General features: G+C 58.0%; 20 protein-coding genes and 1 pseudogene. 10 read left to right on the top strand and 11 right to left on the bottom strand.

What is annotated here, in order from left to right; translation table 11 throughout:
* Nucleotides 1-142 precede the first annotated feature (142 nt).
* Both istA and istB read left to right on the top strand, forming a co-directional pair.
* Nucleotides 143-1359 (top strand): annotated as a pseudogene (istA, locus tag J7I84_RS21295) (IS21 family transposase).
* On the top strand, nucleotides 1359-2147 hold the full coding sequence (gene istB / locus J7I84_RS21290; protein WP_214946506.1) for an IS21-like element helper ATPase IstB: 789 nt from the start codon (nucleotides 1359-1361) through the stop codon (nucleotides 2145-2147). Before istA ends, istB begins: the two are co-directional and overlap by 1 nt.
* Before the next feature lie 386 nt (nucleotides 2148-2533).
* Here istB and J7I84_RS21285 read toward each other — a convergent pair whose 3' ends face one another.
* Nucleotides 2534-4624, bottom strand: a complete 2091-nt coding sequence (locus tag J7I84_RS21285; RefSeq protein ID WP_214946505.1) for an acyltransferase family protein — start codon at nucleotides 4622-4624, stop codon at nucleotides 2534-2536.
* A gap of 565 nt (nucleotides 4625-5189) precedes the next feature.
* On the bottom strand, nucleotides 5190-5600 hold the full coding sequence (locus tag J7I84_RS21280) for a hypothetical protein (protein WP_214946504.1): 411 nt from the start codon (nucleotides 5598-5600) through the stop codon (nucleotides 5190-5192).
* Nucleotides 5601-5669: 69 nt separating this feature from the next.
* On the opposite strand from J7I84_RS21280, the gene J7I84_RS21275 reads away from it, so the two are divergent.
* Nucleotides 5670-5882 (top strand): hypothetical protein, encoded by a 213-nt coding sequence (locus J7I84_RS21275; RefSeq protein WP_214946503.1) that lies wholly within the window; start codon nucleotides 5670-5672, stop codon nucleotides 5880-5882.
* Between the two features lie 148 nt (nucleotides 5883-6030).
* Nucleotides 6031-7359: an O-antigen ligase gene (locus tag J7I84_RS21270; RefSeq protein ID WP_214946502.1), complete on the top strand. Its 1329-nt coding sequence runs from the start codon at nucleotides 6031-6033 to the stop codon at nucleotides 7357-7359.
* A gap of 537 nt (nucleotides 7360-7896) precedes the next feature.
* On the opposite strand, the gene J7I84_RS21265 is transcribed toward J7I84_RS21270, so the two are convergent.
* Nucleotides 7897-8943 carry an acyltransferase gene (locus J7I84_RS21265; RefSeq protein WP_214946501.1) on the bottom strand — a complete coding sequence of 349 codons (1047 nt, stop codon included), beginning with the start codon at nucleotides 8941-8943 and terminating at the stop codon, nucleotides 7897-7899.
* A 368-nt stretch (nucleotides 8944-9311) separates the two neighbouring features.
* On the opposite strand from J7I84_RS21265, the gene J7I84_RS21260 reads away from it, so the two are divergent.
* From J7I84_RS21260 to J7I84_RS21700, 4 genes are all read left to right on the top strand, one after another.
* A complete protein-coding gene (locus tag J7I84_RS21260) occupies nucleotides 9312-10322 on the top strand; it encodes an acyltransferase (protein WP_214946500.1) in 1011 nt (336 codons plus the stop codon).
* A gap of 229 nt (nucleotides 10323-10551) precedes the next feature.
* Nucleotides 10552-11151 (top strand): transposase family protein, encoded by a 600-nt coding sequence (locus J7I84_RS21710; RefSeq protein ID WP_251046932.1) that lies wholly within the window; start codon nucleotides 10552-10554, stop codon nucleotides 11149-11151.
* A 14-nt stretch (nucleotides 11152-11165) separates the two neighbouring features.
* Entirely contained in the window at nucleotides 11166-11489 is a 324-nt protein-coding gene (locus J7I84_RS21705; RefSeq protein WP_311381198.1) for a transposase, read from the top strand.
* On the top strand, nucleotides 11426-11737 hold the full coding sequence (locus J7I84_RS21700) for a transposase (RefSeq protein WP_311381199.1): 312 nt from the start codon (nucleotides 11426-11428) through the stop codon (nucleotides 11735-11737). Before J7I84_RS21705 ends, J7I84_RS21700 begins: the two co-directional genes overlap by 64 nt.
* A gap of 644 nt (nucleotides 11738-12381) precedes the next feature.
* Here the strand turns inward: J7I84_RS21700 and J7I84_RS21250 are convergent.
* The 4 genes from J7I84_RS21250 to J7I84_RS21235 form a co-directional block, all read right to left on the bottom strand.
* Entirely contained in the window at nucleotides 12382-13629 is a 1248-nt protein-coding gene (locus J7I84_RS21250) for a MinD/ParA family protein (protein WP_251046931.1), read from the bottom strand.
* Nucleotides 13630-13972: 343 nt separating this feature from the next.
* Nucleotides 13973-14119 (bottom strand): hypothetical protein, encoded by a 147-nt coding sequence (locus J7I84_RS21245; protein ID WP_214946498.1) that lies wholly within the window; start codon nucleotides 14117-14119, stop codon nucleotides 13973-13975.
* Nucleotides 14120-14405: 286 nt separating this feature from the next.
* The gene (locus tag J7I84_RS21240) at nucleotides 14406-15233 is read right to left on the bottom strand and encodes an MBL fold metallo-hydrolase (RefSeq protein WP_214946510.1); all 828 of its coding nucleotides are present in this window, start codon (nucleotides 15231-15233) and stop codon (nucleotides 14406-14408) included.
* 312 nt (nucleotides 15234-15545) lie between these two features.
* Entirely contained in the window at nucleotides 15546-16994 is a 1449-nt protein-coding gene (locus tag J7I84_RS21235) for a polysaccharide biosynthesis tyrosine autokinase (protein ID WP_396020100.1), read from the bottom strand.
* Between the two features lie 259 nt (nucleotides 16995-17253).
* Between J7I84_RS21235 and J7I84_RS21230 the strand changes: the two genes are divergently transcribed.
* Both J7I84_RS21230 and J7I84_RS21225 read left to right on the top strand, forming a co-directional pair.
* A complete protein-coding gene (locus tag J7I84_RS21230; RefSeq protein WP_214946496.1) occupies nucleotides 17254-18117 on the top strand; it encodes a glycosyltransferase family 2 protein in 864 nt (287 codons plus the stop codon).
* Nucleotide 18118: 1 nt separating this feature from the next.
* Entirely contained in the window at nucleotides 18119-19354 is a 1236-nt protein-coding gene (locus tag J7I84_RS21225) for a hypothetical protein (RefSeq protein ID WP_214946495.1), read from the top strand.
* Nucleotides 19355-19394: 40 nt separating this feature from the next.
* Here J7I84_RS21225 and J7I84_RS21220 read toward each other — a convergent pair whose 3' ends face one another.
* Genes J7I84_RS21220 through J7I84_RS21205 form a run of 4 tightly spaced genes read right to left on the bottom strand, consistent with a single transcriptional unit; the run spans nucleotide 19395 to nucleotide 24544 of the window.
* Nucleotides 19395-20345, bottom strand: a complete 951-nt coding sequence (locus J7I84_RS21220; protein ID WP_214946494.1) for a hypothetical protein — start codon at nucleotides 20343-20345, stop codon at nucleotides 19395-19397.
* Entirely contained in the window at nucleotides 20336-22237 is a 1902-nt protein-coding gene (locus tag J7I84_RS21215) for a glycosyltransferase (RefSeq protein ID WP_214946493.1), read from the bottom strand. Before J7I84_RS21215 ends, J7I84_RS21220 begins: the two co-directional genes overlap by 10 nt.
* 25 nt (nucleotides 22238-22262) lie before the next feature.
* The gene (locus J7I84_RS21210; RefSeq protein WP_214946492.1) at nucleotides 22263-23351 is read right to left on the bottom strand and encodes a glycosyltransferase family 4 protein; all 1089 of its coding nucleotides are present in this window, start codon (nucleotides 23349-23351) and stop codon (nucleotides 22263-22265) included.
* Between the two features lie 14 nt (nucleotides 23352-23365).
* The gene (locus J7I84_RS21205) at nucleotides 23366-24544 is read right to left on the bottom strand and encodes a glycosyltransferase (protein ID WP_214946491.1); all 1179 of its coding nucleotides are present in this window, start codon (nucleotides 24542-24544) and stop codon (nucleotides 23366-23368) included.
* Between the last annotated feature and the right edge of the window lie 54 nt (nucleotides 24545-24598).

Here is a 24598-nt window from a genome sequence, read left to right as displayed (position 1 = left end):
TAAGTTGCCGTTGACATGGGACTAGCGAGACAGTCGCGGGCCCGTTCAAATCAGGGCAGTTCATCCCAGTGTCGGTGACGGTCGAAAAGTGAGCCATTGTGACGGTTGAAAACTGAGCCACCCGTTCCAAACGATTGGGTGGGTGATCACAGTGGAGGATTGGGCGCTTATTCGGCGGTTGCATCTGGCCGAGGGTGAGTCGATGAGGTCGATAGCGGCGCGGCTGGGGATCTCCAGAAACACGGTGGCAAAGGCGGTCAGCGCTGAGGATCCGCCTACTTACGTTCGGGCGCCGCAGGACTCCGGGATCAAGGCTGTGGAACCGGCGATTCGTGCGCTGCTGGTGGAGAACCCGCGGATGCCGGCAACAGTGCTGGCGGAGCGGGTGGGCTGGTCCGGGTCTCCGGCCTGGTTCCGGGAGAACGTGGCCAGGATCCGCCCGAATATGCCCCGGCCGATCCTGCTGATCGCATCAGTTACGAGCCCGGTGATCAGGTGCAGTGCGATCTGTGGTTCCCGGAGGTGCGGATACCCGTCGGTTCCGGCAAGGCCAGGGTGTTGCCGGTGCTGGTGATGGTTTCTTCGCATTCACGGTTCATCATGGCCCGGATGATCCCGTCCCGGATGACCGGGGACCTGCTGGCCGGGATGTGGGAGCTGCTCGGATCCCTGGGCGCGGTTCCGCGGCGGCTGATCTGGGACAACGAAACCGGCATCGGCCGGCGGAACAGCTACGCCGCCGGAGTCGCGGCATTCGCCGGGGTCCTGGCCACCCGGATCGTGCAGGTCAAACCCTACGACCCGGAGAGCAAGGGCGTGGTGGAGCGGGCCAACCAGTTCCTGGAGACCTCGTTCCTGCCGGGCCGGGACTTCGCCTCGCCGGAGGATTTCAACAATCAGCTCGGCCAGTGGCTGCCGAAGGCCAACGCCCGGCTCGTCAGGCGGATCGGCGCGCGCCCGTCGGACCTGCTCGCCGTGGACAAAGCGGCCATGCTGGCGCTGCCACCGGTTCCACCGGTCACCGGCTTCACCGCAAGGGTTCGGCTGCCGAGGGACTACTACGTCCGGATGGGATCCAACGACTACTCCGTCCACCCGCAGGCCATCGGCCGCTTCGTCGACGTCACCGCTGACCTGACAACCGTCACGATCAGCCTGGACGGCAGGCCCGTCGGCACCCACCCCCGTTCCTAGGGCTCCGGGCTGACCATCACCGACCCCGCTCACGTCGAGGCGGCAAGGGCACTGCGGAAGGCCTTCCAAACCCCTCCATCCGTGGGCGAAACAACCGGGCTGCGGGACTTGGCGGACTACGACCGGGCCTTCGGTGTGGTCCTCGATGACGGGCAGGTCGCCTGATGCCCGAAGCCAAAGAAACGACTGGCCAAATCGAGTACTACTCCCGGGCGATGAAAGCACCCCGGATCCGTGAAGCAGCAGCCCGGCTCGCGGACCAGGCCTATGAAGGAGGCTGGACCCACGAAGAATACCTCGCCGCTGTCCTGTCCCGGGAAGTCGCAGCCAGGGAAGCCTCCGGCGCCGAGATAAGGGCCCGGGCAGCTGGTTTCCCGGCCCGGAAATCACTCGAGGACTTCAACTTCGATCACCAGCCGGGGCTCAAACGCGACACCATCGCCCACCTTGCCACCGGCGCGTTTCTCACCGAAGCGTCCAACATCGTCCTGCTCGGACCGCCAGGCACCGGCAAAACACACCTCGCCACTGGACTGGGCCTGCGGGCCACCCAGCTCGGTCACCGCGTCCTGTTCTCCACCGCCATCGACTGGGTCGCCCGGCTCCAGGCAGCCCACCAGAACGGCCGCCTGCCCCAGGAACTGGTCAGGCTGCGCCGCTACGGACTGATCATCGTGGACGAAGTCGGCTACATCCCGTTCGAGCAGGACGCAGCAAACCTGTTCTTCCAACTGGTCTCATCCCGCTACGAACACGCCTCGCTGATCCTGACCTCGAACCTGCCCTTCGCCCGCTGGGGCGACGTCTTCGGCGATCAGGTCGTCGCATCGGCCATGATCGACCGCATCGTCCACCACGCCGAAGTCATCACCCTCAAGGGCTCCAGCTACCGGCTCAAACACACTCAGGTCGACTCGCTGCCCTCGACAAGACCGGAAAATACGGCAGAATAACCAGCGTCAAAGTGGCTCACTTTCAACCCGCGAAACGGCTCACTTTTCGACCATCGCTGACACCCAGGCAGCTTCAAGAGCAACCCTCGTATGTTTGCTCATGGATTTGCCCCTGAGCGCGCAGCCAATCTGCGACTGATCGTTGAATGGACAGACGAGTTCGGCGTTCGCCGGCGACAGGAAACCCAACTGTCAGCGGTTGAAATGCAATCCGTGGGCGATGAGTTGTCCGCGGCGTACAACATGGTGCCGGACGGAGCCGAACCTGCAACGGGCGGTGAAATCGGATCGACTAAACAATTCGACCCCCGGCTTCGTCGGCGTGGTCTTTGTGGCGCGCCAAGCGCAGTGACCCATGTCCTCGACCTTAGGGAACTTAACCAGTCTTATTGGGCCGTCAGGTTGGCAGCGGCCTGCTTGATGTCCTTCGCAAGGTAGGGGCCAAGCGTTTTGCTGTACCTGGCAGTTATGTGGGAAATGTCGTCGCGGTAAACAAGCACGTTGCCAATCACTCCCGGGCATACGTCCGCGGGGCAGAAGTATTTTTTGGAGTCGACAACTACGGAATTTGGTACGGTGGCGGCGGCCATCGCAGCTGCGTCTTCAACTTTGAATGCCGTCGCTAGGTCGATGTTGCAGTCATTGCTGGCTGCATTGAAGTTTATGCGCTGAACGCACTCGACTGCTGGGCCTGCACCGATGGGGAAATCTTTCACGACAACGATCTTGGACCCGGCCTTGGCCACGGGCTGCCATTCGTCTGCAAATGCGGCGGCCTGCGCCTTTTTGTTCGTGTCGCCGCTTCCCCGATACGCCGAAGTGATGACAATGTCGTAGTGCTTCTCCACGAGTTTCGCCTGGATGTCCGGCATTGCTGCGCAACTGGCAGTGGCCCAAATGCACCCGACGCCGACGTACGTGTCCAGCTTCCAGCCCTGTGCTTGCGCCTGTTCAGTGAGTCCAGGGAGCAGCGATGCTGCGTGACTATCTCCCACCAGCGCCACGTGGGTTGTCCCGCCGCCGTAGGTGCATGTTTTCATGCGCTCGCCCTTCTGGGGGAAGCAGGCGTACGAGTTGCCGGTATCGTCTGCCACAGCCTTTGGATCAGGGAGGACGGCAGTACCTAGATCCCGGACGCAATCCGCCTGCGAATCCAAGGAGGCTGCCCCCCAGCATTTGTCCTTCGTTACCGCCGCGGATACCGTGCCAGATGTCGACTTCGGGGCCAGTGCTCCGTTGCTAGCGGGGACATCACGCGGCACGAGCGCGGCAGTCACAGTTCCTGCTGTGATCACTGCCAGCACCGCCAGCCAGATCAGGCTAGCCTTCCCATTAGGTGAGCTGGGCGTCTTATATTTTGCTCGCTTTGGCCGTTCAAATTTCCGAGCGGGATTCTCAACCAGGTGGAAACTGAGGATCGATGCAATCAGGATGGCAAGGGTGCCAACAACGTAGTATTCGGCACTACCCCTGGGGTAGATGCTCAGGAGCAGTATCGCTACCGGGAAGTGCCATAGGTATAGCGAGTAAGAAATGTCCCCCAGGTAGCTGGCGACCGGATTTGTGAGAAGCCACAGCGGGCTTCGTTCCTGCCCTGTTCCCGCCAAGATTAGCAGGGCCGCTGCCACAACCGGGAGCGCTGCGGACGGCCCAGGAAACGCGACGGTGTCGCTCATGAGGAAAATGGCGGCAATGATCCCGGCCAAACCCGTCCAGCCGAGTATGTGCCGAATTACTGGCCGGAGGATTGCGACCGATGACGCGTACACCGCCACAATGGCGCCGACGCCCAGTTCCCATGCTCGTGAAAATGTCGAGAAGTACGCCCACGAAGGGTTACTATGAGTCTCCCAAACGGACCAGGCGAACGAAACGACCGTCAAAACAACAATCACAATCCCGATCACGCGACGCGTGTCTTTGGCAGTGGTAAACCGTCGACGGCTGAGGGCCCAGAAAATGAGCAGCATCAGCCATGGCCAAATAAAGTAGAACTGTTCCTCCACGGCCAGCGACCAGTAGTGCTGGAGGGGTGAAACTGGCCCACCGGCTTGAAAGTAGTCCGTCCCGAGGGTAGCGAGGCGCCAGTTCGCGCCGAAGAAAATTGCCCAGACACCGTCCCAAACTGCTGCATTGAATCGTGTGCTGCTGAACAGTGCATAGGCGCCACCGAGCGTAGCAACAATAACCAGGAGCGCGGCTGGCATGATCCTCTTAGCGCGGCGCAGGTAGAACCCTACGAAGGAAATCGTCCCGGACCTATCATGTTCACGCAAAAGAAGCGAGGTGATCAGAAACCCCGAGATCACGAAAAACACATCAACTCCGACAAATCCACCCGAGGGCCATCCAAGAAAGTGATCAAGGATAACTGCGACAACAGCCAGGGCACGAAGCCCTTGAATATCCGATCGGAACTTTGTTTTCTTAGAGACGGCACTGGTCGTCGTTGAATTACTGCCTACTAGCAGAGCCATGGCTTCCCCCGGGATGTATTGAAAGATCTCGGCTGATTCTAGTGCACGCTTAATGCAACGCCGATTTGCGTCTCTCGGATGTTGAGCCGGGGCATCTCGTGCAGGTGAGGTCCCGTCCTGAAGCCCCCCGGTGCTTGGGGGAATAGGCCGCAGTACGACGCCGTTCGTCTGATGGCGGTCGTGACGGCTTTAGTCACCCTACGGGCCTTGACCCGGCCTGCATCGCTGCCACGGCTGTGGATGCACTGAGCAGCAGGACGCGTAGCCTGTTTGGGTCGTTGGCAGGTACCGTCTCCCTAGTCCGCTGGCTGGTTGTTCTGGCCGTCGTGTGGTCACTGCCGGGCGACCCTCAGGTTAGCGTCGTCGTCCGTCCGACGGGGTTAGGCGAAGAAAGCGAAGCCGGACAGGCCACGGCGGGTCACCCACTTCCTGTTGGCGCGGACAAAAGTTCGCCAGTTCATCTGCGGTTTGGTTGGCGAGCGGCATGGTGTGGTACGCCCAGGTGTCAGAGTGCGCGCCGATGGTCCAACCTTGAATGTTCTGGGTTCCTGAAGCTGCGCAGTGGTCATGCCCCCTGCCGCGTCGATGGCTTCCGACACGGGTAGGAGCGGCGGCGGCCCCGTACTTGCTGAGTATTGGCCGGGGGGATGTTGTAGTGCGGGGCGGACTCATCGTCAAAGTTAAACGTGACGCAGCCGATCGTCCACACGGCGGCGAGGGCCTGAATGTGGACTGTGACCGGGTAGGCGGTGTTATCGTCCCCGACGCTGATCTGGAAATCGGTGATGGCGGTACGGGTCGGAGGGGTGCCGCCAGGGACAGACTTCGATGGCAGTGTCATCCAGTACCACTCGCCTTCGCCCATGCACGTGTCGGTTGCAGCAAGGGCGGCGAAGCTTGAGCTGTTCTGCATGGCTCCGCCGGAGCCATGCTGGATGTTGAAGTTCTTCATGTGGTCGCTGTTGGTGATCTTCACGAGCACGACGGCTGCTTGCCGGTGAAGTCCACAGCGGTGCACCTTGACCGACTGCGAGCACATAGCAAAGTGCTGGTTTCGTTCAGCCTGGATGATCTGTTCTGCGGCTTGACCGGGAGCATGGACGCCTGCGTCATGCTGCTGCCCGCTGTCGGGCGCGGAGGCTGCCCTAACTTGCGGATTTACGAAATCAGGGCCAGCTTCTTCGCCGGTCTCGTCACTGTGCTGCGGCTCGGCAACGACTGTCAGGTCGAAGCCCAGTTCTTGGCCCTAGGGCGGTAATTGGCTGGGTTATTCGCTACGCGAACCCGACCGCAGAGAGCAAGGCTCTCAGGGTGCTGAACGCACATTGGTAGGCGACGCCAGGCCCGCTCCCAACTCGGAGGGGTAACGTGATCAGGACGCGGTGTGCCTAACATAAACTAGGCCGATGGGGATTCCTGAAAGCCTACTGGTGCTCGCTATGTCGATTCTGGCCGTCGTGGTTCTCGCAACCCACAAAAGCGGCAGAGGAATGGGTTCATTCCTGCTCGGCGTCAGCGCTGGACTGGTCGCCATTCAGGTCTTCAGGGTCCACGTCTTCACCATTACAGCCCTGGTCTGGGTACTTCAAAGCCGGGGGCTGTTCAATGCCAGAGGATTCAACCGGGCGTGGCGGATGCTTATCCCGGTGGCTCTCATGGCGCTGACGAGCTTGCTGGGCGACATGGTGAACAGCGAAACCCTCGTTTTCCAGCTATTAGGGCTTGCAGTAACGGCAATGGTCATCATGTCTTACTCAACCGCTCTAGACCGCCAACAGATGCTCGTCGGCCTTCTTGCGGTCACTACAATTAGCAGCGTTTTGGCCCTGCTCCAAGTGGTTGGCATCGTCCCAATCAAAACCTGGCACGCCACCATCAGTACGCTCGGGCGCCCCATTGGTATATACCCCGAACCCGATTGGCTGGGCATGTTCTCTGGCATTGGCGTTCTGCTGGCGTGGCGACTCCCCTTGGGCAGGTGGTGGCGCATCTTCGCTGTCTCTGCAAACACGGCCGCTCTGGTCCTGGCATTTGCCCGCGCCGCCTGGATCGGCTTCGGGGTGGCTGTCGTCTTGACAGCGGTCATAGGGTACCTAATTCGCCGGCGAGGTAAGCAAAAGTCAGCCGGTCAGGGCAGAGGCGGATCCGTCCTCGTTCTCGCCCTAGCCACTGCCGGAGCCTTCGTCTTTCTACCACAACTCGTTATCGACCTGACAGTAAGATTGAACCGCACGTTCCAAGTCCAACAAGACGACATCTCCGGACAGGCGAGAGTCCGCCAGTTCGACGCACTCATGCGCCTAGCGGACATGGCACCCTTATACGGTCATGGACTAAGCGCAAGCGGAAGGGTGGGCGTTTGGGGTCAGATAATCACCGGCGAGTCACCGAATAACGTCGCAAGCAACTGGCTGCTAGCCATGTGGGTAGACGGGAAATTCCTCGCCGTCCCACTAATGCTAGTGCTGATATTCACTGCCGCGCGCTACTGCCGAACTATCTCAGGCCAGGCGCTCGTCCTCGTGCTGGTCAGCAGCCTGTTTTCGAACGCTACGTTTTTCCCGGTGACCTGGCTGCTGCTTGCGCTGTGCCTAGCTGAAGTGAAACTGGACAAACCCAGCTCCGTGCGGGGCCATGACGCCCCTAGACAGGGAGGTCTGAATTTTCGTCAATCCCCTTTCCAGTCCCCGGGTAGCTTTGCCCAAATCGGCAGGACCAGACTCGAAACGCCCTAATGCGACACGGCCATTGGGCTCCCGGGTCCTGCTCGCGCGCACGTCCACGCCAATGTTGGATAAGCCCTAATGTGCCGGCGGAGTGACCGCAGCGGATGTGGGAATGTCAAGCCGCTTGCGCCATGGGGCGTGTCATGGTTTCTGGCAGAGGGCCTGATCGCGGAGCGTGCCTAGGAGAGCGTCGTTACGAGGATCGAGGGCGAACTCAAGCGTTATGAGCAGAACATCGACGCTGTCGTGAACAGACTCCGCAGGAGTTTCCGGCTGGAGTGGCCTCACCTCGGCTTAGCTGTCCCATCGACCGCTGGAATCCGCCCAGCGAAATGGTCACTTTTAAACCATCGCTGGCAGTTTCACAACAAAACCTCATCGGCGCTCAAAACACTAAGTATCCCAAGAGCTCTCGCCTCTTTAGCGGCGGCGCCTTCCTTCGAGGAGCACAACCTCCGCCTATAGAGTTGCCGCCCCAGTAAAGGACGCCAACAACCGGTTGCAGCCGCAGTCTTACGTTAAGTAGCTATGGACGCAGGGGCAGTTTCAAATGCTCTTCCTGCGAGGACTCATCTTCGCTTGTCGGCCATGTGGTGTCAGCCGCGAAGTGAGACTGGCTGGCGCTTGCCCATAAAGCCATGCTTCACAGCGAAGGATACGAGCTATGAGCCGCAAGGCCAAGCAAATTAGGACGGTGATGATCAACATAGCCGCCGGGAGCCAATTCGCCGTTCCGCCAGGTAGGCCAGATTGTGAAGCGAGGTAGGCCAGTATTCCGAGGACAATATAGTGAGGGAGATAGTAAGTCAGAGTGTTACTGCCTGCGCGACCCAAATGTTTGGAGCTTTGGAGCAGCACGCCCAGGCTGATGCCTGCAGCGAGCCCGACAGCACGCGTACCAAGGTTCAGCACAACAGCGTCAGCAGTCGGCAGAAGGACCAGGCAAAGCACCCAGCCTGCCAGGATAACGGCGGCGGTCCAAGGATTTAGCCACTCCGCGAAGCCCTTTATCAACGCCGCCCCGTAGACCCCAGCAGAGAAAAAAACGAAATTGGTTAACAGACCATCCCAGCCGAGGTTTCCGGTGTGGATCATCCCGGCCATGGAGAATGACGAAACAGCAGCGGCCGGCGCAAGGACTGCCCAAGGAGTCACCCGCCCGTAGAGCAGCTTGCAGAGCACAAAGAAAACCGCCAACGCCCAAATGAACCATAGCGAGTTTTGCGGGAGCAGAGGCGTAGCCAACGCCGTCAAGAGCTCCCGGAGGTCCCCCTTGCCTGGGGTGCTCACGTTGGGAACTACAAGATACGAGAGAACGGTCAACAGCTGCCAGAGCAAATACAGCCATATCAACGTGGCGACCTTTAAAGTCAGCACCTCCCGCATAGGACGGTGTATCCACTTAACGGCAAGCAGCCCAGAGATCGCGTAGAACAGAGGCAGACGCATCGTGGCCAGCGACCACGTGAGGTGAAGCCACGCCCCTGATCCATACCCCGCCGATTCAGCCCATTGAACCGAATGATGAAGGACCACAAGAAAGATAGCGAGCCCCCGAGCCGTGTTTATCCACGGCAAATTGCTCTGCTTCATGAGCTGCCCCCGGCTTGAGCTACTGTCGGCTGGGCTCCACTATACCCCGGCGCGTCACCCGGGCAGCAGACGGGCTAGCAGCTTTGACCCCGGGCAGTCGTCCTCACAAGTACCAAAGCAGTGACGAGACTGGGGCCGCGCGGTACGGCACAACCTCCGTTGGCACAAGCCCTATTAGCGACCGAGCAAGGGACGAAGCGAAATACTAGTGTGTAGAGACGTCTGCCATCCACCCTACGCCGCCGAGGCCTAAACAGGGGATGAACTGTCGTCAGCTTACGGTTCTTTAGCCGGAGCCGACAGGTATTGTTGCTCTCGTGCCGAAAAAGACGCCAATAAACACCCCTCCCGAAATAGCCGACAGATGTATGAAACAGAAGACCCGCGAGACTTGGCCCGACGTTGCTAAGGGGGTGTCGATCTTATCGGTGGTTCTCTTCCATACCGGCGCCCTTTCCTCCCCCGCGACTCAGGCTGGAGAAGTTTGGACACTGGTCGATATTGGCCTGTTCACATTTATCATGCCGCTCTTCTTCCTGGTCTCTGGGTTGTTTATGGGCAAGAGCCTTGCGCTGCCTCTTGGGGCGTTCGTTGCCACGAGGGTATGGCCGATAGCGTACCTGTTTCTCCTGTGGTCATTGATCTTCGCGGCGGTACAAGTAGCAACAGGCGGAGTCCTGGGTGCAACGTTATGGGCTTCTTTTTCGCTCCAAACGATCCTCTGGTATTTGGCTGCCCTGAGCGTGTACATGGTTCTCACAAAAATACTGATGCCCGTGAATACCTTGGTGGTATTGCTTGGTGCAGCGATTGTGGCTTTTCCTTTTGCTGTTTGGTTTCCTTTCGAAGGCTGGGGTCTTTCGCACACCCCACACTTTTTCGTCTTCTTCCTACTCGGATGCCATGCCCGTGACCAGATCTTCCGTTTTGTTGACAAGGTCCGGCTATCACATGTCGCGGCATTAATCGGAGCCGGCGCTACCTTATGTTTGCTTGGAAAAATCCTTCCAGGCGCAAGCAATTTTGCCTATGCCCTCACTCCGTTGATCGCGCTTCCACTGTTGCTGATCGCGTCCAAGTGGGCTGGTAATTCTGCGACATTAGCCAGGCCACTCTCCTACCTCGGGCGAAACACCTTGCCAGTTTTCTTGATCCACCCAATCGCGCTCAGCGGAATCTCCTGGACGATGAAAGGTCTCTCCGGACCAGCGGACTCTCTTGTATGGCTGCTTCCCGTCATTGTTTGCGGCGCCACTGTACTCGTGTGCCTTCTCACCTGGCTAGCACTCCGTGGCATCCCGTGGCTGTTCAAGGCCCCCGTGATACGGGTGCGCGATTCCGCACCTAAGACGACGGAGCAAAGCTCCGAGCAGAACTGACTGGCTGTCTGGGGCTCGCTCTGCGTTCACTGCCGTTGGTCGACTTTGGCGGCTCTTCGCGGTTGGTGGGAATTGAGTTCGTGTCGTTGAAGACAAGGGGGCCGTGGCCCTGCTGGGATGAGTGTGTCTAAGCATTCAACCTGGAACAGGACCACGAGCCTTAATCGGGCCTACCGGGGTCGCAACCGACGCTGCCACCATCCCCTTCAACCTGCCCGACTACCGCGTTATGTCCACCTCCGTCACAGCCGGCCGGCGGCAGGTCATCGTCGAAACCGACCAGCCACCTGGTTGTCCGAGCTGTGGTGTCATCGCCTCTCGGCGGAAGGAACGCCGGCTCCAGCGGCTGAGGGATATTCCTGTCGCCGGTCCGGTGGAGGTGTTGTGGTCCAAGTACCGCTGGTACTGCGAAGAACCGGCATGCGACCGGCTGTCGTTCTTTGAATCCACGCCCCAGGTTCCGCATCGTGCCCGGTCCACGAGGAGGCTTCGGGACCAGCTCGTGGATGCGGTCATCCGCTCCGGTCGGGCCGTATCGGAAACGGCCCTCAGCTTCGCCGTGTCCTGGTGGATGGTCCGTTCCGCGGTGACCGAGGCGTGGCTGCTGCACCTGTCTGACGTGGACAAGCTCAACCCGCGGATGCTGGGCATCGATGAGCACCGGTTCCTGTCCGTGCGGGTACTTTCAGGACCCGGGAGCGAAGGTGTGGACCCGGTTCGTGCCGTGGATGACGGCCATCGTGGATCTGGACACCGGACAGGTCCTCGGTGTCGTGGACGGCCGGGATTACCAGGGCATCGGGGAATGGTTGTTCGTCCGGCCCGCTAGAGTGGCGGCTGGCGGTGCAAGTCGTCGCGATCGACCCCTCGGCGGCGTTCCGGAAAGCGTTGCGGATGTGGCTTCCGCGCACAGCTGTCGCCGTTGACCATTTCCACCTCATCTCGCTGGCCAACCAGACGATGTCGGAGACCCGGCAGAACCTGTCACAGCAGGTCAAGGGACGCCGCGGCCGAGCCATCGACAACAATCTCAGCAGCAAGGCCGCCCTCCGACTCGAGGAAGTCTTCACCCTCGACGATCCCACCGGCACCCTCCAAGCAGTCTGGAAGGTCAAGGAACAACTCCGGGACCCTGCTGCGGTACCGGCTCACTGGAAGACGCCGTAGAAGCCAAGAAGGTACTTGAGGAACTGGTCAAGGCAGCCGCACGACCCGAAACCAACAGGCTCTACCGCACTGTCTGCACGTGGTGGAAAGAGATTGAAGAACTGATCATCACCGGCGCCACAACCGGAAAGGTCGAGGCCAACAACACGGCAATCAAGAACATCAAGCGAACTGCCCGTGGCTACCGCAATGCCGTTAACTACAAGTCAGTTATTCTCTTGAGAAGCGCCGTCCGGACGGCGGCATGACGCTCATCCCAGGGATCCATTCCCCATGAACCGCGAAGAGCCACTTTGGCCAATGATGCGCAGGGTTATCAAGAACCTGGAGGCGAAGTACAAGAGCGGAACTGGCGTCGGGCGGCTAAGCAGAGTCCGCTAGCAAGGTGGCGACCTCTCCCGCGAGGAGGTTGCAGACTCTTCTGCGCAGTGCGCAGCCCTCAACGCTGTGCGAGAAGGGCGTTCGCCCCCGGCAGTAGAGCAGTGCCCTCGGAGCGAGGCTCTCCGTTTGAAGCGGCAGCACAAGGGGCGGACCCCGCCACGGGGAGTCGTGGCCCAGCAACGGTTCTGCTAGAACCCGCGGATGAACCGCGGATTGCGTCGACACTTCGCTGACGGAGCACCATGGCACTCGAGGGCCGGCACCATAGGCAGAAGGGCGAGTCACGCAGGCAGCAACTACGATGAGAAACCCCGGCTCATTCCGAAATTCTTCCTCAAGCGAGTAAGCGGCACTCCCCCAAAAAACTGCGGGACCGTGTTCAGCAAGTTCATTAGAACATACACGCGCCGCAAAGACTTGGCCAGCCCGAGGCCCGGATTGTTCGCCTACGTGGGTTTAGGTCCCCTGCGAATGGAGCGGGTACGCTCCCGGCGGTCAAGGTGCCCGAGTCCTACCGGTACCCGTCCACAATCGCGGCGGCAATCTCCTTGTACGCGCGCCGGGTCTCGGGCTTGAGCACATCAAGGGTCACAAGGTCGCCGTCGGCCACGCCGCGGTCGTGCGGAACCGCGATGAGTTCCCGGCAGATCCCGGACAGGTGCTCCTCGATCGCGTCCTTGTCCACGCGGGAGGACACCTCGTCCTTGTCCGTTATGACCACAATGGCATTACGGGCCAGCTCCTCGTAGCCGTGGCTGGCCAGCCAGTGCAGGGTGCTCCGGGCGCGCTTGGCACCGGACACGGCATAGCCTGCGGCGATCACCAGGTTGTCGGCCGACTGCAGGATGCCGCTCATCGCGTTGTGGGTCACGCCGGTGCCGCAGTCAGTGAGCGCCACGGAGTAGTAGCTGGAAATGAGCTTACGGATTCGAAGGTACTCCTCCGCGGTCAGGGAGTCCGAGACCTCGGGATCCTGCTCGCCCGCGATCAGGTGCAACCGGCCGGCGTGGTGCATGTACCGGGCCAACGACGTCAGGGAGTCGATGGACTCGATGTTTTCCAGCAGATCCGTAATGGTCCGCGGGCTGGCCTGCTGGTAGATACCCTCGCCCAGGGCGCGTTCCACCAAGTCGCCGGAGTCCGGGTTGGCGTCGATGGCGCAGGGCGCATCGCCGCGGTGCTCAGCGAGAGTAAGGCCCACACCAACCGTGGTGGAGGTCTTGCCGATCCCGCCCTTGAGACTGAGGATCGCCGTGTTGTAACTGCCCTGTAGCTGGCGGGAGATCCGACGGGCCAACTCGTCCTCCTGCCGCTGTTTGGGTCCGGGACCCAGGTTCCATGCGCCCCCGGTCAGGTTGTACAGTGCACCGCGGATGCCACCCCGGGGACGAGGCTTCTGCTCCTTGACGAACAGGCCGGGCGAACTGATGAAGTCCGGCATGGGACTTTCGGTGATTTCGTCGGCGACGGTGGGCCGGCTGCGACGGAAAGCAGGGGCTGCCGACGGCGGCGTGGCCGCTTTCGGCGCAGGCTCAGCGGCGCGGTCATCCGGCACTGATGCGGGCGCGGAGGCGATGGGCGCTGGGGAAGGTGCGGGGACTGGAGGACTGACCGGCTGGTGTGCGGGCGGAGCGGGCGACGGTGCACGGGACGGCTTGGTGGCGTCGGCTGCAGCTGCCGCCTCCGCCCAGGAGGATCGGCGCGTTGCCGGCTTACCGGCGTCGTTGGAACTGGACATATCGGGTGTAACGGCTGGCATGGTTCCTGTCCAGGCATCCTGAACTGAGCCGTCGGCACGACGAAGGTCGCGGCGTCGGCGCAGCTGCGGCTGCCCTGCATCCTCTGCTGGGGCGCCTGCATTCTGATCCGCCGGATGTGGCATGTCTGTCCCCCCGGACGTTTCGGCAAACGGTTATGCGGCACTGGTTCAACTAGTAAGTCTAGGGGGTCCGGGAGTATGTCCTTCTCCGTATCCGCTGCTCAGCGGTGGATCAGTGCGGTTGAAACCACTGCCGCCGTGAGCACCAGGAGAATGGCAAGAATAACGTAGCCCACCCACTTGGGACGGCCTTTGTGGGGGTTGATGTCTACATACGGCATGGCTAGCGCTGGTTACCTCCGGGTGCGGGCCGGACGGGGATCCGAACCGCGCGGCGCTTGAGCCGCAGCATCTGGTAGAAGACGGCGAAGGGAACCAACAAGGTGCCCAGCAAAGCGCTCAGCGCCAGGGCGTAGTCCGAAAAAGCCACAGTAGCCTCCCATTGGTCAAGGTGATCCCCATCGGCTTGACCTAATCACGCGACATACCGATTGACAAGTCACGTCGGAGAGCGGGGCTTAAGCCTCTAGACCGATGATCTCCAGCCATCGGAAGTGCGCTCAGCGTGCACTCAACCGCGGGGACAGTCAGCAAAACAAAGGAAAGTAGGCTTATCTTTCAATTTCAGCATTCCTGCCCTACGTCCATCACCATGGGCTAACCGTCTGGAAATGCGCGGAGGCCAACCTCAAGATTTCCTCAAGAAAGACGTATTGTTACGAGGCTTCCTGGGGGTTGAACCGGGTCTCCTGCAGCCGCTTGATGAACCACCGGGACTGTTCGGGGCCGTATGGCAGAACGGGAATCGCTTTGGTCGCGTCGTTGGGGGTATCCCGAATGGACTGCCGGGCCTGCCTTACCGCCGTACTCATAGTGTTGGCCATGGTCTTGACGAACTGATCACTGCAGGGCTTTCCATGCCCAGGAATAAGGAACTCGTAGCGATGGCGCAGCGCTGAGATATGCCGGAGCACGTCCGCCCATTCCTCCGGGTAAGAGTCTTCAAAAGAGGGGTGGGCACCCTGCTCCACGAGGTCACCCACGTAGAGAGTCGTCGGTGTGCCAACCAAAAGGTCACCGTCAGTGTGTCCGCGGCCCAGGTAGAACAAAGTTGCTGTCAGACCACCAAGGTCGACGAGGACAGGCTGATCTTTGACGATTGCGTTGGGAACCACGAGCTCCACGTTCTCACCTTCAGCGGCGGCCATCTCAGGCTCCAGCGTTCCAACGTGTCGCCGCTGCACGTCACCACGCTGGTCTATCTCGGTGGCACAGTTCTGGTGCGCCCAGAACTCGGTGACGCCGGCTTCATCGAACACCGCATTGCCAAAAAAGTGGTCGTAGTGGGCGTGCGAGTTGACGACAACAAGGGGCAGGCGCGTCTTCTCGCGCACCGCGTTCAGAATTTCGCCGCCCTGGCGGGGACCGCACCCCGTATCGATAACCATGGCGCGCTGTGAGCCGATGATAAGGCCCGTGTTCAGGAGCGATCCTTCAGTGACCAATACATAATTATCCGTGCCGACTTCGAGCCATTCCGACATCGTTTCTCCGTACCTCCGGCAAAGCCGCTTGAGTTCGTCTTGGTGACCGATTGTACCTTTGGCGCGTGGCTCGCAAGGCAGCCCGAAGCAATCAACTCCGGTGTGCCGCTTTGAGGAAATCATGGAGACGACTCTGGTGTGGGCTATACACAAGCAGTTCAATTAGGGGACCGGCTCGGAGTGTCGCCGGCAGCATCAGAAGCTAACTGGCGCAACAGTGTCATGGCCAAGCACTCTAACGATCTGTCCTTGAGACTTCTGAGTACGAGTAGTTCATGACGTTCCCGGCACATTCAACGCTATGCGCGGCGCTCAGTGCTCCAGATTCGCCGGAAAGATAGTAGCAGGGCGGGAAGATCCGTCCGGCTGAGCTTCAAAGGAGGAAGCATTAGACAAGGAAGAACGTTTGCTATTCCGCCGGGTATTCGAGGCCACCTCGTCGCGGGAGTAGTAACCATATGCATATGCATCTGGTCCCTTGGCCGGAAGCCTGTTCAGTACAATTCCCAGCAGGTTTGACCCCACCAGCTCAAGCGAAGCCAGCGATTTTTCGAGATCTTGGTTCTTCAGCTTCTGGGCACCCACGACGAGGACGATACCGCCGACACGTTGCGCCAAGACAGCAGCGTCAGTGACAGGTAATAAGGGTGGAGCATCAATGATCACATGATCGAAAACTTGCTCGAGCCGGTCGATGAGAACACGCATGCTCTCCGAACCGAGTAGCTCGCTCGGATTGGGAGGTATCTCTCCGGACGTGAGGACATAGAGATCATCCTCGCCCCACTGATGCAGTAAGTCGTTAACATCGGCGTCGCCCACAAGCGCAGTAGTCAACCCCGCGTGCCGGTCTAGACCGAGATATTCACCGACCATTGGACGTCTCAGGTCGGCATCCACAAGGCAAACAGTCTCACCGGCCTGCGCAAGCGCGATGGCAAGATTGGTAGCGGTCGTGCTCTTTCCCTCACCTGGAAGCGAGGAGGTAACCAGAACGCTTTTCGCGTCCCCGGATACATTCGCAAATTTCAGGTTGGTCCTCAGTTGCCTGAATGACTCAGCGCGAGGGCTTTGCTGCGGAGTCTGGGTCAGTAGCGGTTTCTTGGTTGCATCTTGGTCGAAGGCAATACCACCAAGCAAAGGGCAGTCCGTAACCGTCCGAAGGTCGAGTTCTCCTCGAATTCGTTTATCCAATGAACCGCGTACCATCATCGCGCCCAAACCAGCGCCCAAGCCGACGACGAAACCTATCAGTACATTGAGTCTCGTGTTGGGTGCAGACGGCGAGGGAGGCGCACTGGCCGGCTTGATAACCGAGAGGCGCACCGGCGACGACCCGCCTGTTTGTGGCTTCTCTAGTGTATCCACCGCGGATATGGTACTCGCGGCGACGGCTTGGGCAATGGCCGCGGACTGAACCGCTGAAGTATCACTAGCCGAGATGTTGATGAGTACAGTTTCCAGATCGGAAGAGGCTTTTATGCGCGTCGCCAACTCCGCAGCCGTCGTGGGCAAGCCGAGTGAATCAATAACAGGCTGCAACACAACAGGAGAATGAATAATCTCAACATATGACTGCACGCGCGCTTGACTGAACGAGTTGCCCTGCTGCAGTTCCTGTATCGTTCCGGAGTTCTGTATCGCTACAAAAAGCTGTGTCTCCGCGGTGTACGTGGGTTTTGTAAGCAACGAGGCAGCAGCGCCCAGCAAGAGTCCTATCAAAGTAGACGCGACTACCAGGAGCCAACTTCGCCTGAGCATTCGCAGGTAGTCGCTGAGTTCCAAACCTTGATTCCCCTTTAGCCGGTCGATGGCACTAGCCAGATAGCAAGAGCCGACCCGGTCATTCTACGGTAGTTATAAAGTGCCACCGGATATCCGAAGACCGGAACGAAAGCGCCCCGTCTTATCCTCCCAAGCGCTGCGCTAGGGTTGTGCTATCCCCACGGAACCGTCGCCGTGGCCGAGTGTGGGGGATCCAAGTGCAGGGTGCCTCCCTGAAGAGACCTGAGGAGCTGTTATGCGTGCAGCAGTTGCCGCGGCAGGCGTCGTTACGTTCAATCCCGACATCCAGCGTCTGTGGGAAAACTTGACATCTGTGACGTCTCAATGTGATAGAGCTATTGTCGTCGACAACGGCTCGGACAATATTGAAGAAATTGTCGTCCTGCTTCGCAACTTTCCAAACGTCACACTCACTGCCAACGCTGAGAACCTCGGCATCGCCAACGCCTTGAACCAGATCATGAATTGGGCTGCGAGTTTTGCGCAGTGGGTTGTCCTTTTGGACCAAGATACAGTCCCGTCAAAAGACCTCGTCAACCTGCTTCGGTCACACGCCAAAAGTGATGTTGCGATTGTCGCACCCACGGTAGTTGATCGTTCACAGAAAGCTGCTTCCGTTCAGAATGCCGAAGTGTCCGAAGTGAATTACTGCATAACGTCCGGCGCTCTTTACAGCGTTGCGGCTTGGCAGTCGGTTGAAGGATACGACGAGGCGATGTTTATCGACTTCGTCGATTTCGACTATTGCATCCGGGTCCGAGAGCACGGCTACAAAATTAAGCGTGAGGGTGCAGCCGTAATTCTGCATGAGATTGGACGGATCACAAGGCACGGGCCCTTTACTGCCTATCACTACTCGCCATTCCGTAGTTACCACATGGCGAGAGACATGCTTTACTACGCGAGGAAGCACTGCCGATCAGAAGCAAACCTTCGAGTTCAACAGCGGGGCATTGTCGGCACCTACGGAGTCCTAGTCCGGAAGCTGATAATTGTGGCGCTCTTCGAAGAGGATCGTCTTCAACGCCTTTCAGCACTCGTCCGGGGAATCGTTTCCGGAACTTTCCGGCAGCGGACCGTCAGGAAATATCATTTATAACATGCTTACAAAGCTACTCGTCCGCCACTCAAAGCTCCGCGCCCCTGTTCTTTCATTAGCCTCTCAGGCCTCCGGCTTACTTCAGCTCGGCGTCCTACTTTGGAGGTACGGACCCAGTAATGCCACAGACGCCTATTTTTATCTTTTTAACCTGGGTAATTTGCCCATTCAAATATTAATTGTCGGGGTTCTTTACCCGATGCTGCTGAACGACGACCGAATCACCAAAAGCGGGGCCAGGCGCTTCGAATTTTGGGTTCCCGTCGCGACGTCAGCAGCTATAGCTCTCGGGTGCCTTTGGCTGTCCATACAGGGCCGGTCATCACTGGATGTTCTACCTGTTTATCTGCTAGCTGCATGTAATGCGTTCATCCAGGCGCGCCTATGGTTCCTTGCAGTCGCTGCCGAAGCAGAAGGTAAACCCGCTTGGATGGCGGCAGTAGCCCTACCCGCGAACGCTTTAGCAACCCTAGTGATGCTTTTACCTTGGTCGAATTCCAGTCTGACAGTCACGGCTATGTTAACTGGCCTGGTGGCAGCAAACGTTGCCTATCTGCTTCTGATGACAGCTCAGAAGGCTGGCCAAAACGTACTCGATAATCTACCCAGATCACCAGCTCGCCGTCATACTGCCCACTGGTGGTTCCTCACTAAATCATTCGTAGGCTATGGAGGACTGATGGTGGTCCAATCACTTGCACTTGTCCTCCCACCCTCCACACTGACCTTGCTTACGCTACCAATGAAGATCGTGGGGTCAGTAGCTGCGACTTTCGTCAACGCCGTAATGCCGCTTCTTGTCCACCAAGGCACCGATTCCCCTTCTGCTGCGCGCCGCTTCCTTAAACTACTGGTGCTGCTATTAGGGACTGCTGGCTTGCTGGGCGTCATCGTAATTTACGCTTTATTCCCAACGTATGCGGTTCAGGCAGCAGTGGTTGCCTTGTGGCTTATTGCTTCCGCTTCCGCCTCGGTAGCTCAACGCTTGATGTTTCGCTTTCTTCCACCGAATTCATCCCGCATAACAATCATCGTCGTCCCCTTAATTGTTGTGGGCGTTGCATTTTCCGCTTCCTCGCAAAAGTTCGGGTTGATAGCTCTTCTTAGCGCCTACGCCTTAGTTGATGGGGCCACGAGCTTCTTAATTCTCACGGCCTTACGAGATAGGCTGATGGCAGTCGTCAGCGGTCTAGTCTCCGCAGCAATCGTGGCCTTTTGGGTGACCAGTCTTATCTGACGCGCCTAGTCTGGCGCCAGACCGGGAGTATGGCTTGGTATTAGTCGAGCAACTCGCCAACTCTGGCAATGTAGCTTTTTAGACTGAAAGTATCAGCCCAAAATTCTCGTATCTCACCTGACTGTAGGTGAGGCTTGCTGGCCAGCAGTCGAAGCTGAGGAAGTATCGGTCGGGTGGGGTCGCATAAGGTTACGGCGGGCCCGATAACGTATTCCTTCATTCCCTCGCTTGGAGTTACACAAACGGGTATGCCGCTTTCCAAAGCACCGACCAGAACCATATGGCCCGCCGCTCTGGTTCCTTGGGCGATGGGAAGAAAAACAACGGACGCAGTGCTCAGCAACTGGCCAAAGTCGTGTTGGCTCAAGTAACCAGGACGCTTGATAACGTTGCCGTTGCGCTGGGTTTCAGAAGCGGGTTCTCCTGTGGCAAGGGTCAACCGGACTGGAGTACGACTCCTCAGCACTTCTTCCACCAGTTCGCTGATAATGCCGGGATCGCGATCAGAAGTACCGCCAACAAAGATATGGAAATGCGGCGAAGGTTCTTGTAGAGGATAGCCGAAGGAGTTCCCGTACAAAACGGCTTGGGCATTTCCGCCATCAGCGTTCCAGGGACCAATTTCCGACTTGGACAGGGCAATGACGCGCGCGCCACCAATGAGCTTACGCAGTACCTTCCAACTCCGGCTTGAAGGCTCGGCATAGATACCTGTCACAATAAAATTCGTCCGCCCCGTTAGTCGCAGCGCAGCTCCAATCCACGGGTTGTTCGCAATGTATGGGCCTTTGACAGAGGGTTTTAGAGTTCGGACGGCTAAGATCAGCGCGTCCAGTCCAATCCCCAGAACTCTTGAGCCCAGCCTTTTGCCATTGGGAGCGGCAGGACGGTGCTGAAATACCGCCGTAATCTGCGGATGGTTCAGCCATTCAGAGTCGGTATGAGGGGATGAGGGGCCCAATGCGAGTAGCGTATAGGACGTCATTTCCATAACCCCTTAGTCATTGGTCCGCTGGCCTGGTTCCATGAGTCCCAGTCGGAAACTGCAATCTCGTGATACCTGTGTGATGCCTCTATCGCGTCGTCACGGCCGGCACGGACCGCGTACCTGACGGCTTGAGCCCAGGCGGTAGGTTGGATAAGCCCCGTCCGGGGATCTTCATGGACCAATAATTTCGATTCGGGGCCATAGAGGTCCCCCAAACTGGTCGCAGCACGGCCCACTATTGGTGTCTTTCGTTCCAAGGCCCGCAGTGCAATGCCGCTCTGATAAAAACGGAGGTACGGAATAACAATAGCGTCGCTACTCTCTATGAACCCATCCAGTTCTCGTTCCGAGACGAAACGAGGATCAACCTTCCAACCCCTCAGACTTGGCCATCCCCTTCCAATGATTTCCAAATCTGCTTCGGACCCAAGTTCCTCAGCCAGAGCTACCAGGACGCCTAGATCTCGATCGCGTTTATATTGGCCGAGAACTCGGACGACGGGACGTTCATTGGTCCGATCACGGACATCCTTTTCTGAGTCAACTGGAGGAAGCATTGGATGGGCTAGCAAGTGTAATGTCGACTTGAACCCCAACCCCTGCATGGCCTCCGCGGCTGCTTGGCTGTGAACTATGACGCTCGGGAGGCTGGGCAGGCGAAATACAAATTGAGCGAGTAGAGGGCTGCTTCCCACCGCCCGGACTAGCGGCTTCGGGTCGTGGTAGATAAGTGATGACCTGACGCCGCAAAGCAGGCGGACGAGCAAGAGGTCAAGGAACCCTAAAACGGGCCACACGACAAGTACTCGATTTTGCCGGCTTTGACCAAATTCACGGCTCTTGGCAAGCAAGCGCAAGTAGCTAAGCAGCCATTGACTCCGCCTATTGCCCGATATGGAGGGTTCATTAATTTCAATTAGCCGAACATCGGCGCCTGTCAAATCCAATGTTTCCAATAGCGCTCTGGTGTAATGGGCGAGAGCGCCACCGAGCGGATTTATTAGCAGAATCTTCGCTTCGTTCTGCTTGGCCTTCTGCATCAACCATCCTGCCTTCCATCCGGCTAAGAGGGGCTTCCAAGTAGAGAGACCTCTACGGCGCAGCGTGTCACGGATAATTGTCTTGGCAATTATCCAAGGAGCAGAAAACAGCGCTTGCAGCTTCGAACCGTTCTTTGCCTGAAAGAGTTGGATGTTGCGGGTTTGATAGAAAGCAGGCGTGCCGCCCGAGCTTTGCCAGACCACTGCTGCCGGTTCCAAACGAATCTCCCACCCCTGGCGCCGAATCTCTTGGTGGTGATCTGTCTCCTCCATGTACAGGAAGAAATCCTCGTCTAAAGGATAAGCCTCTAGCACAGCCCTTCGAAATAGCAGGAATGCACCGTCCAACCAGTCAACAGTTTTAGGCTCAGCGTCCTTCATTTCAGATATTGGCGCTTTATGCGCGAAATGCTTTGGCAAGCCCAACCATTTAGAGAAAAAACCGCCCAATGACCAGATGACGTCTGAGTCTGGGCCAGTAATGAGTGCGGGTCCCACTAATGCTGTCGCTTGATGAGCATCCAACACTTCCTCGAGCTTACGCAGCGACCCCGCCTCCGGGAGGGCTTCATGAGTGGATACCAACAGGTATTCAGTGGATGAAGTGTTTCGTTTATGCCACATTACGCCACGGTTAACCGCCGCACCGTAGCCAGAGTTGGGTGTGAAGATGATATGCACGCCGACTGGCAGAAGTTCCCTGACTGTATTAACTCGGCCCGGCTCCTCGCTGTTATCGACGACCAAAACGTTTTCCGGTTCCAGGCCCTCAGAAATTAGCCGGTGAACTGTGGCCCTCAGAGTTTCAGGGCTACGGTGATGTACTACAACCGCAGCAAAATTTAGAGCACTCATTTAAGAAATATCCTTCTCGCAACCATTATCTGTGCAGCCATCTGTCAGCCTGAATTCTGCCTGGAACAGGGGGTAGCGACTTTGTGACAGCGAAGGGGGTGAGTGGTTCGCGCAGGGCACTGCTGAGAGCATCAGCCAATTCACACTCGACCTGGGCCTCCTTAATCACGGTATGCCCGTTGGCCGCTAACCAACTTGCCAGCCCGCTTTCATCGGTTGTCACTATAGTTAGACCATGACTTAAACCTTCGGCAATTGGCAGTCCAATCTGCTCCCGCCATCGCCCGGAACGCCGGGATGGCGCTACCAAAACTCCGCATTCCCGCAGATGTTGATTCACCTCTTGGTGCGGAAGAAACCCCAAATAGATCCTGGTATCTGGTCGCTGGTTGCACCAGTTGGAGACTCTTTCTGAATAGGGACCACCTCCGATTATGGTGAGAGTTGCGCCCTTCACCGTCTCTTCAACATGTGGCCATGCGTCCATAACATGGTTAATGCCCTTTCGGTCATCTAACTCACCAATGAAAATGGCTCGCGGAGTAGCCGTTTCCGATACAAATTCCGATGGCGCCGGGATTTCTTCAAAAAGACACTGTGAAACTGATGATGTTCTCATCAGCGAATTGTAGAGGGCCGATGAGCCTGCACTTCCAAATGCAATACGATCGATCAGGGTGTTAATGACGACTCCGAGAAACGCGCCGGCAAAGCGCAAAGCAAACGGGGGCAACTTCAATTTAGGAGTGAGAAGGCGTCCTAGGTCGTTATTCTCGATAGCATACGTGACGGCCAAGCGCGACCTATCCTTGAACAGTCTAGACAACCTCCAGACCGTTAGGATGACCAGATTTTTGGGTAGAAATCGAACCCATAACGGCTCGGGCACCTCCAGGATTTTAGCCTTACTCAAGACAATAAATTTGAGCGCTTGTAATAAATTAACCTTACGGAAACTCGCATCCAATACTGTATTGCCTAAGTCATATTTTTCAGAAAAATAGAGTGTGATCGCGGGAACCATTTCGTGGGCTTCTTGTACTTGGGTTGCCCGCAACTCCGGCCGAATCCTAATATTTCTCGGCGATCTTTGAAGATCTGCATCAACAGTCATTTCAGTCGCCGACGTCACGGATCGAGACGGGTAGACGGAGACGCCTCATCAACCTCTAGTGGAGCCTGAGCCAACTGAAACCCTTCCCGGCGGTTGAGAGCGGAAACTTCTGAAATTACACGCTCGTAGGCTTCGCAGACTCCCCTCCAGTTGTAGTACTTCCACGCCCGGTCTCGGTTGTAGACCTTCGCGGCATTTCGTTCTTCCTGATTGATAAGCATCCTTCGGACACCAGCTGCAACGGCAGCCGAGTCTGGGTCCACAAGATACTCTCCGTTGCCGAGAACTTCGAGGTTATACGGGGTTTTTCGGGCCACGACCGGGGACGCACAAGCCATAGCTTGGACCAAAGCAGGATTAGTTCCGCCCACACTGTGACCGTGAAAATAGGCACCTGCGTGTTGCCAGAGCGACATGAGTTTCGTGTCGTCGCTAACATGCCCGAGCCACGTCACATTTGGATACCTGGAAGTGAGGTTCGCGGCCGCCGATTCCAACTCTCCCCCGTAGCCAGACGATCCAACAATGACGACGGGATGGTCTCGCGCGATGTCCTCGCATGCAGCAAAGAACTCCGACACCGTGTTCTCGGGTACAAAGCGTGCGACCATCAGGGCGTAACTGCCCTCTGTGAGCCCGTCAGCAATAGGCAAAGGATCTGGAAATTCCCCGCCGTAGGGGATAAACACACTGTCGCGTTTGAACTCAAGCTTCCAGCGTCTCTGGATTTCCTTTGAGTCGCTGATTAGGACGGTACCAAATCTTGCTGTGAAATAAGCGCCGAGCTTGAATACAATTTTCGCCAAACGCCCCCATTTGGCACGCTCCCATTCGATCCCATCAACGTTGACCACGGAGGGTATTCCGCGGAGCCTAAGCAGCGGCAACCAAAAGCCATTAGCCACATTCATAATGAGGGCAACATCAGGGCGATGGAAAAGTGCATGGCAAAAAGCTGTAAGACCAAATGTCAAAGTGCTCAGAGACTTGTTATCCCAGCCCGGCGTATCAGTCGAATGAACACGTGTATCCCGAGTAGAATCCTCAGGTTTTGTGCTGCCTTTGCGCCCGTATACCCGGACGGACCAGCCAGCGTCGACCAGAAATGGCGCCAACTTTCTGACGGCAGTTTCAAAGCCACCGTAGTAGCTGGGGTATCCCCGAGTACCAATGATCGCTACTGATTTTGGCATAAACCTGTTCTTTCGTATCTTGAAGGGCCGAGTCCGCTCAGCCCACTACATTCT

This window comes from Arthrobacter sp. ISL-85 (assembly GCF_018613675.1).
Taxonomy (GTDB): domain Bacteria; phylum Actinomycetota; class Actinomycetes; order Actinomycetales; family Micrococcaceae; genus Arthrobacter.
Note: the sequence above shows the minus strand (reverse complement) of the source record. Positions and strands in the feature narration are given on the sequence as shown.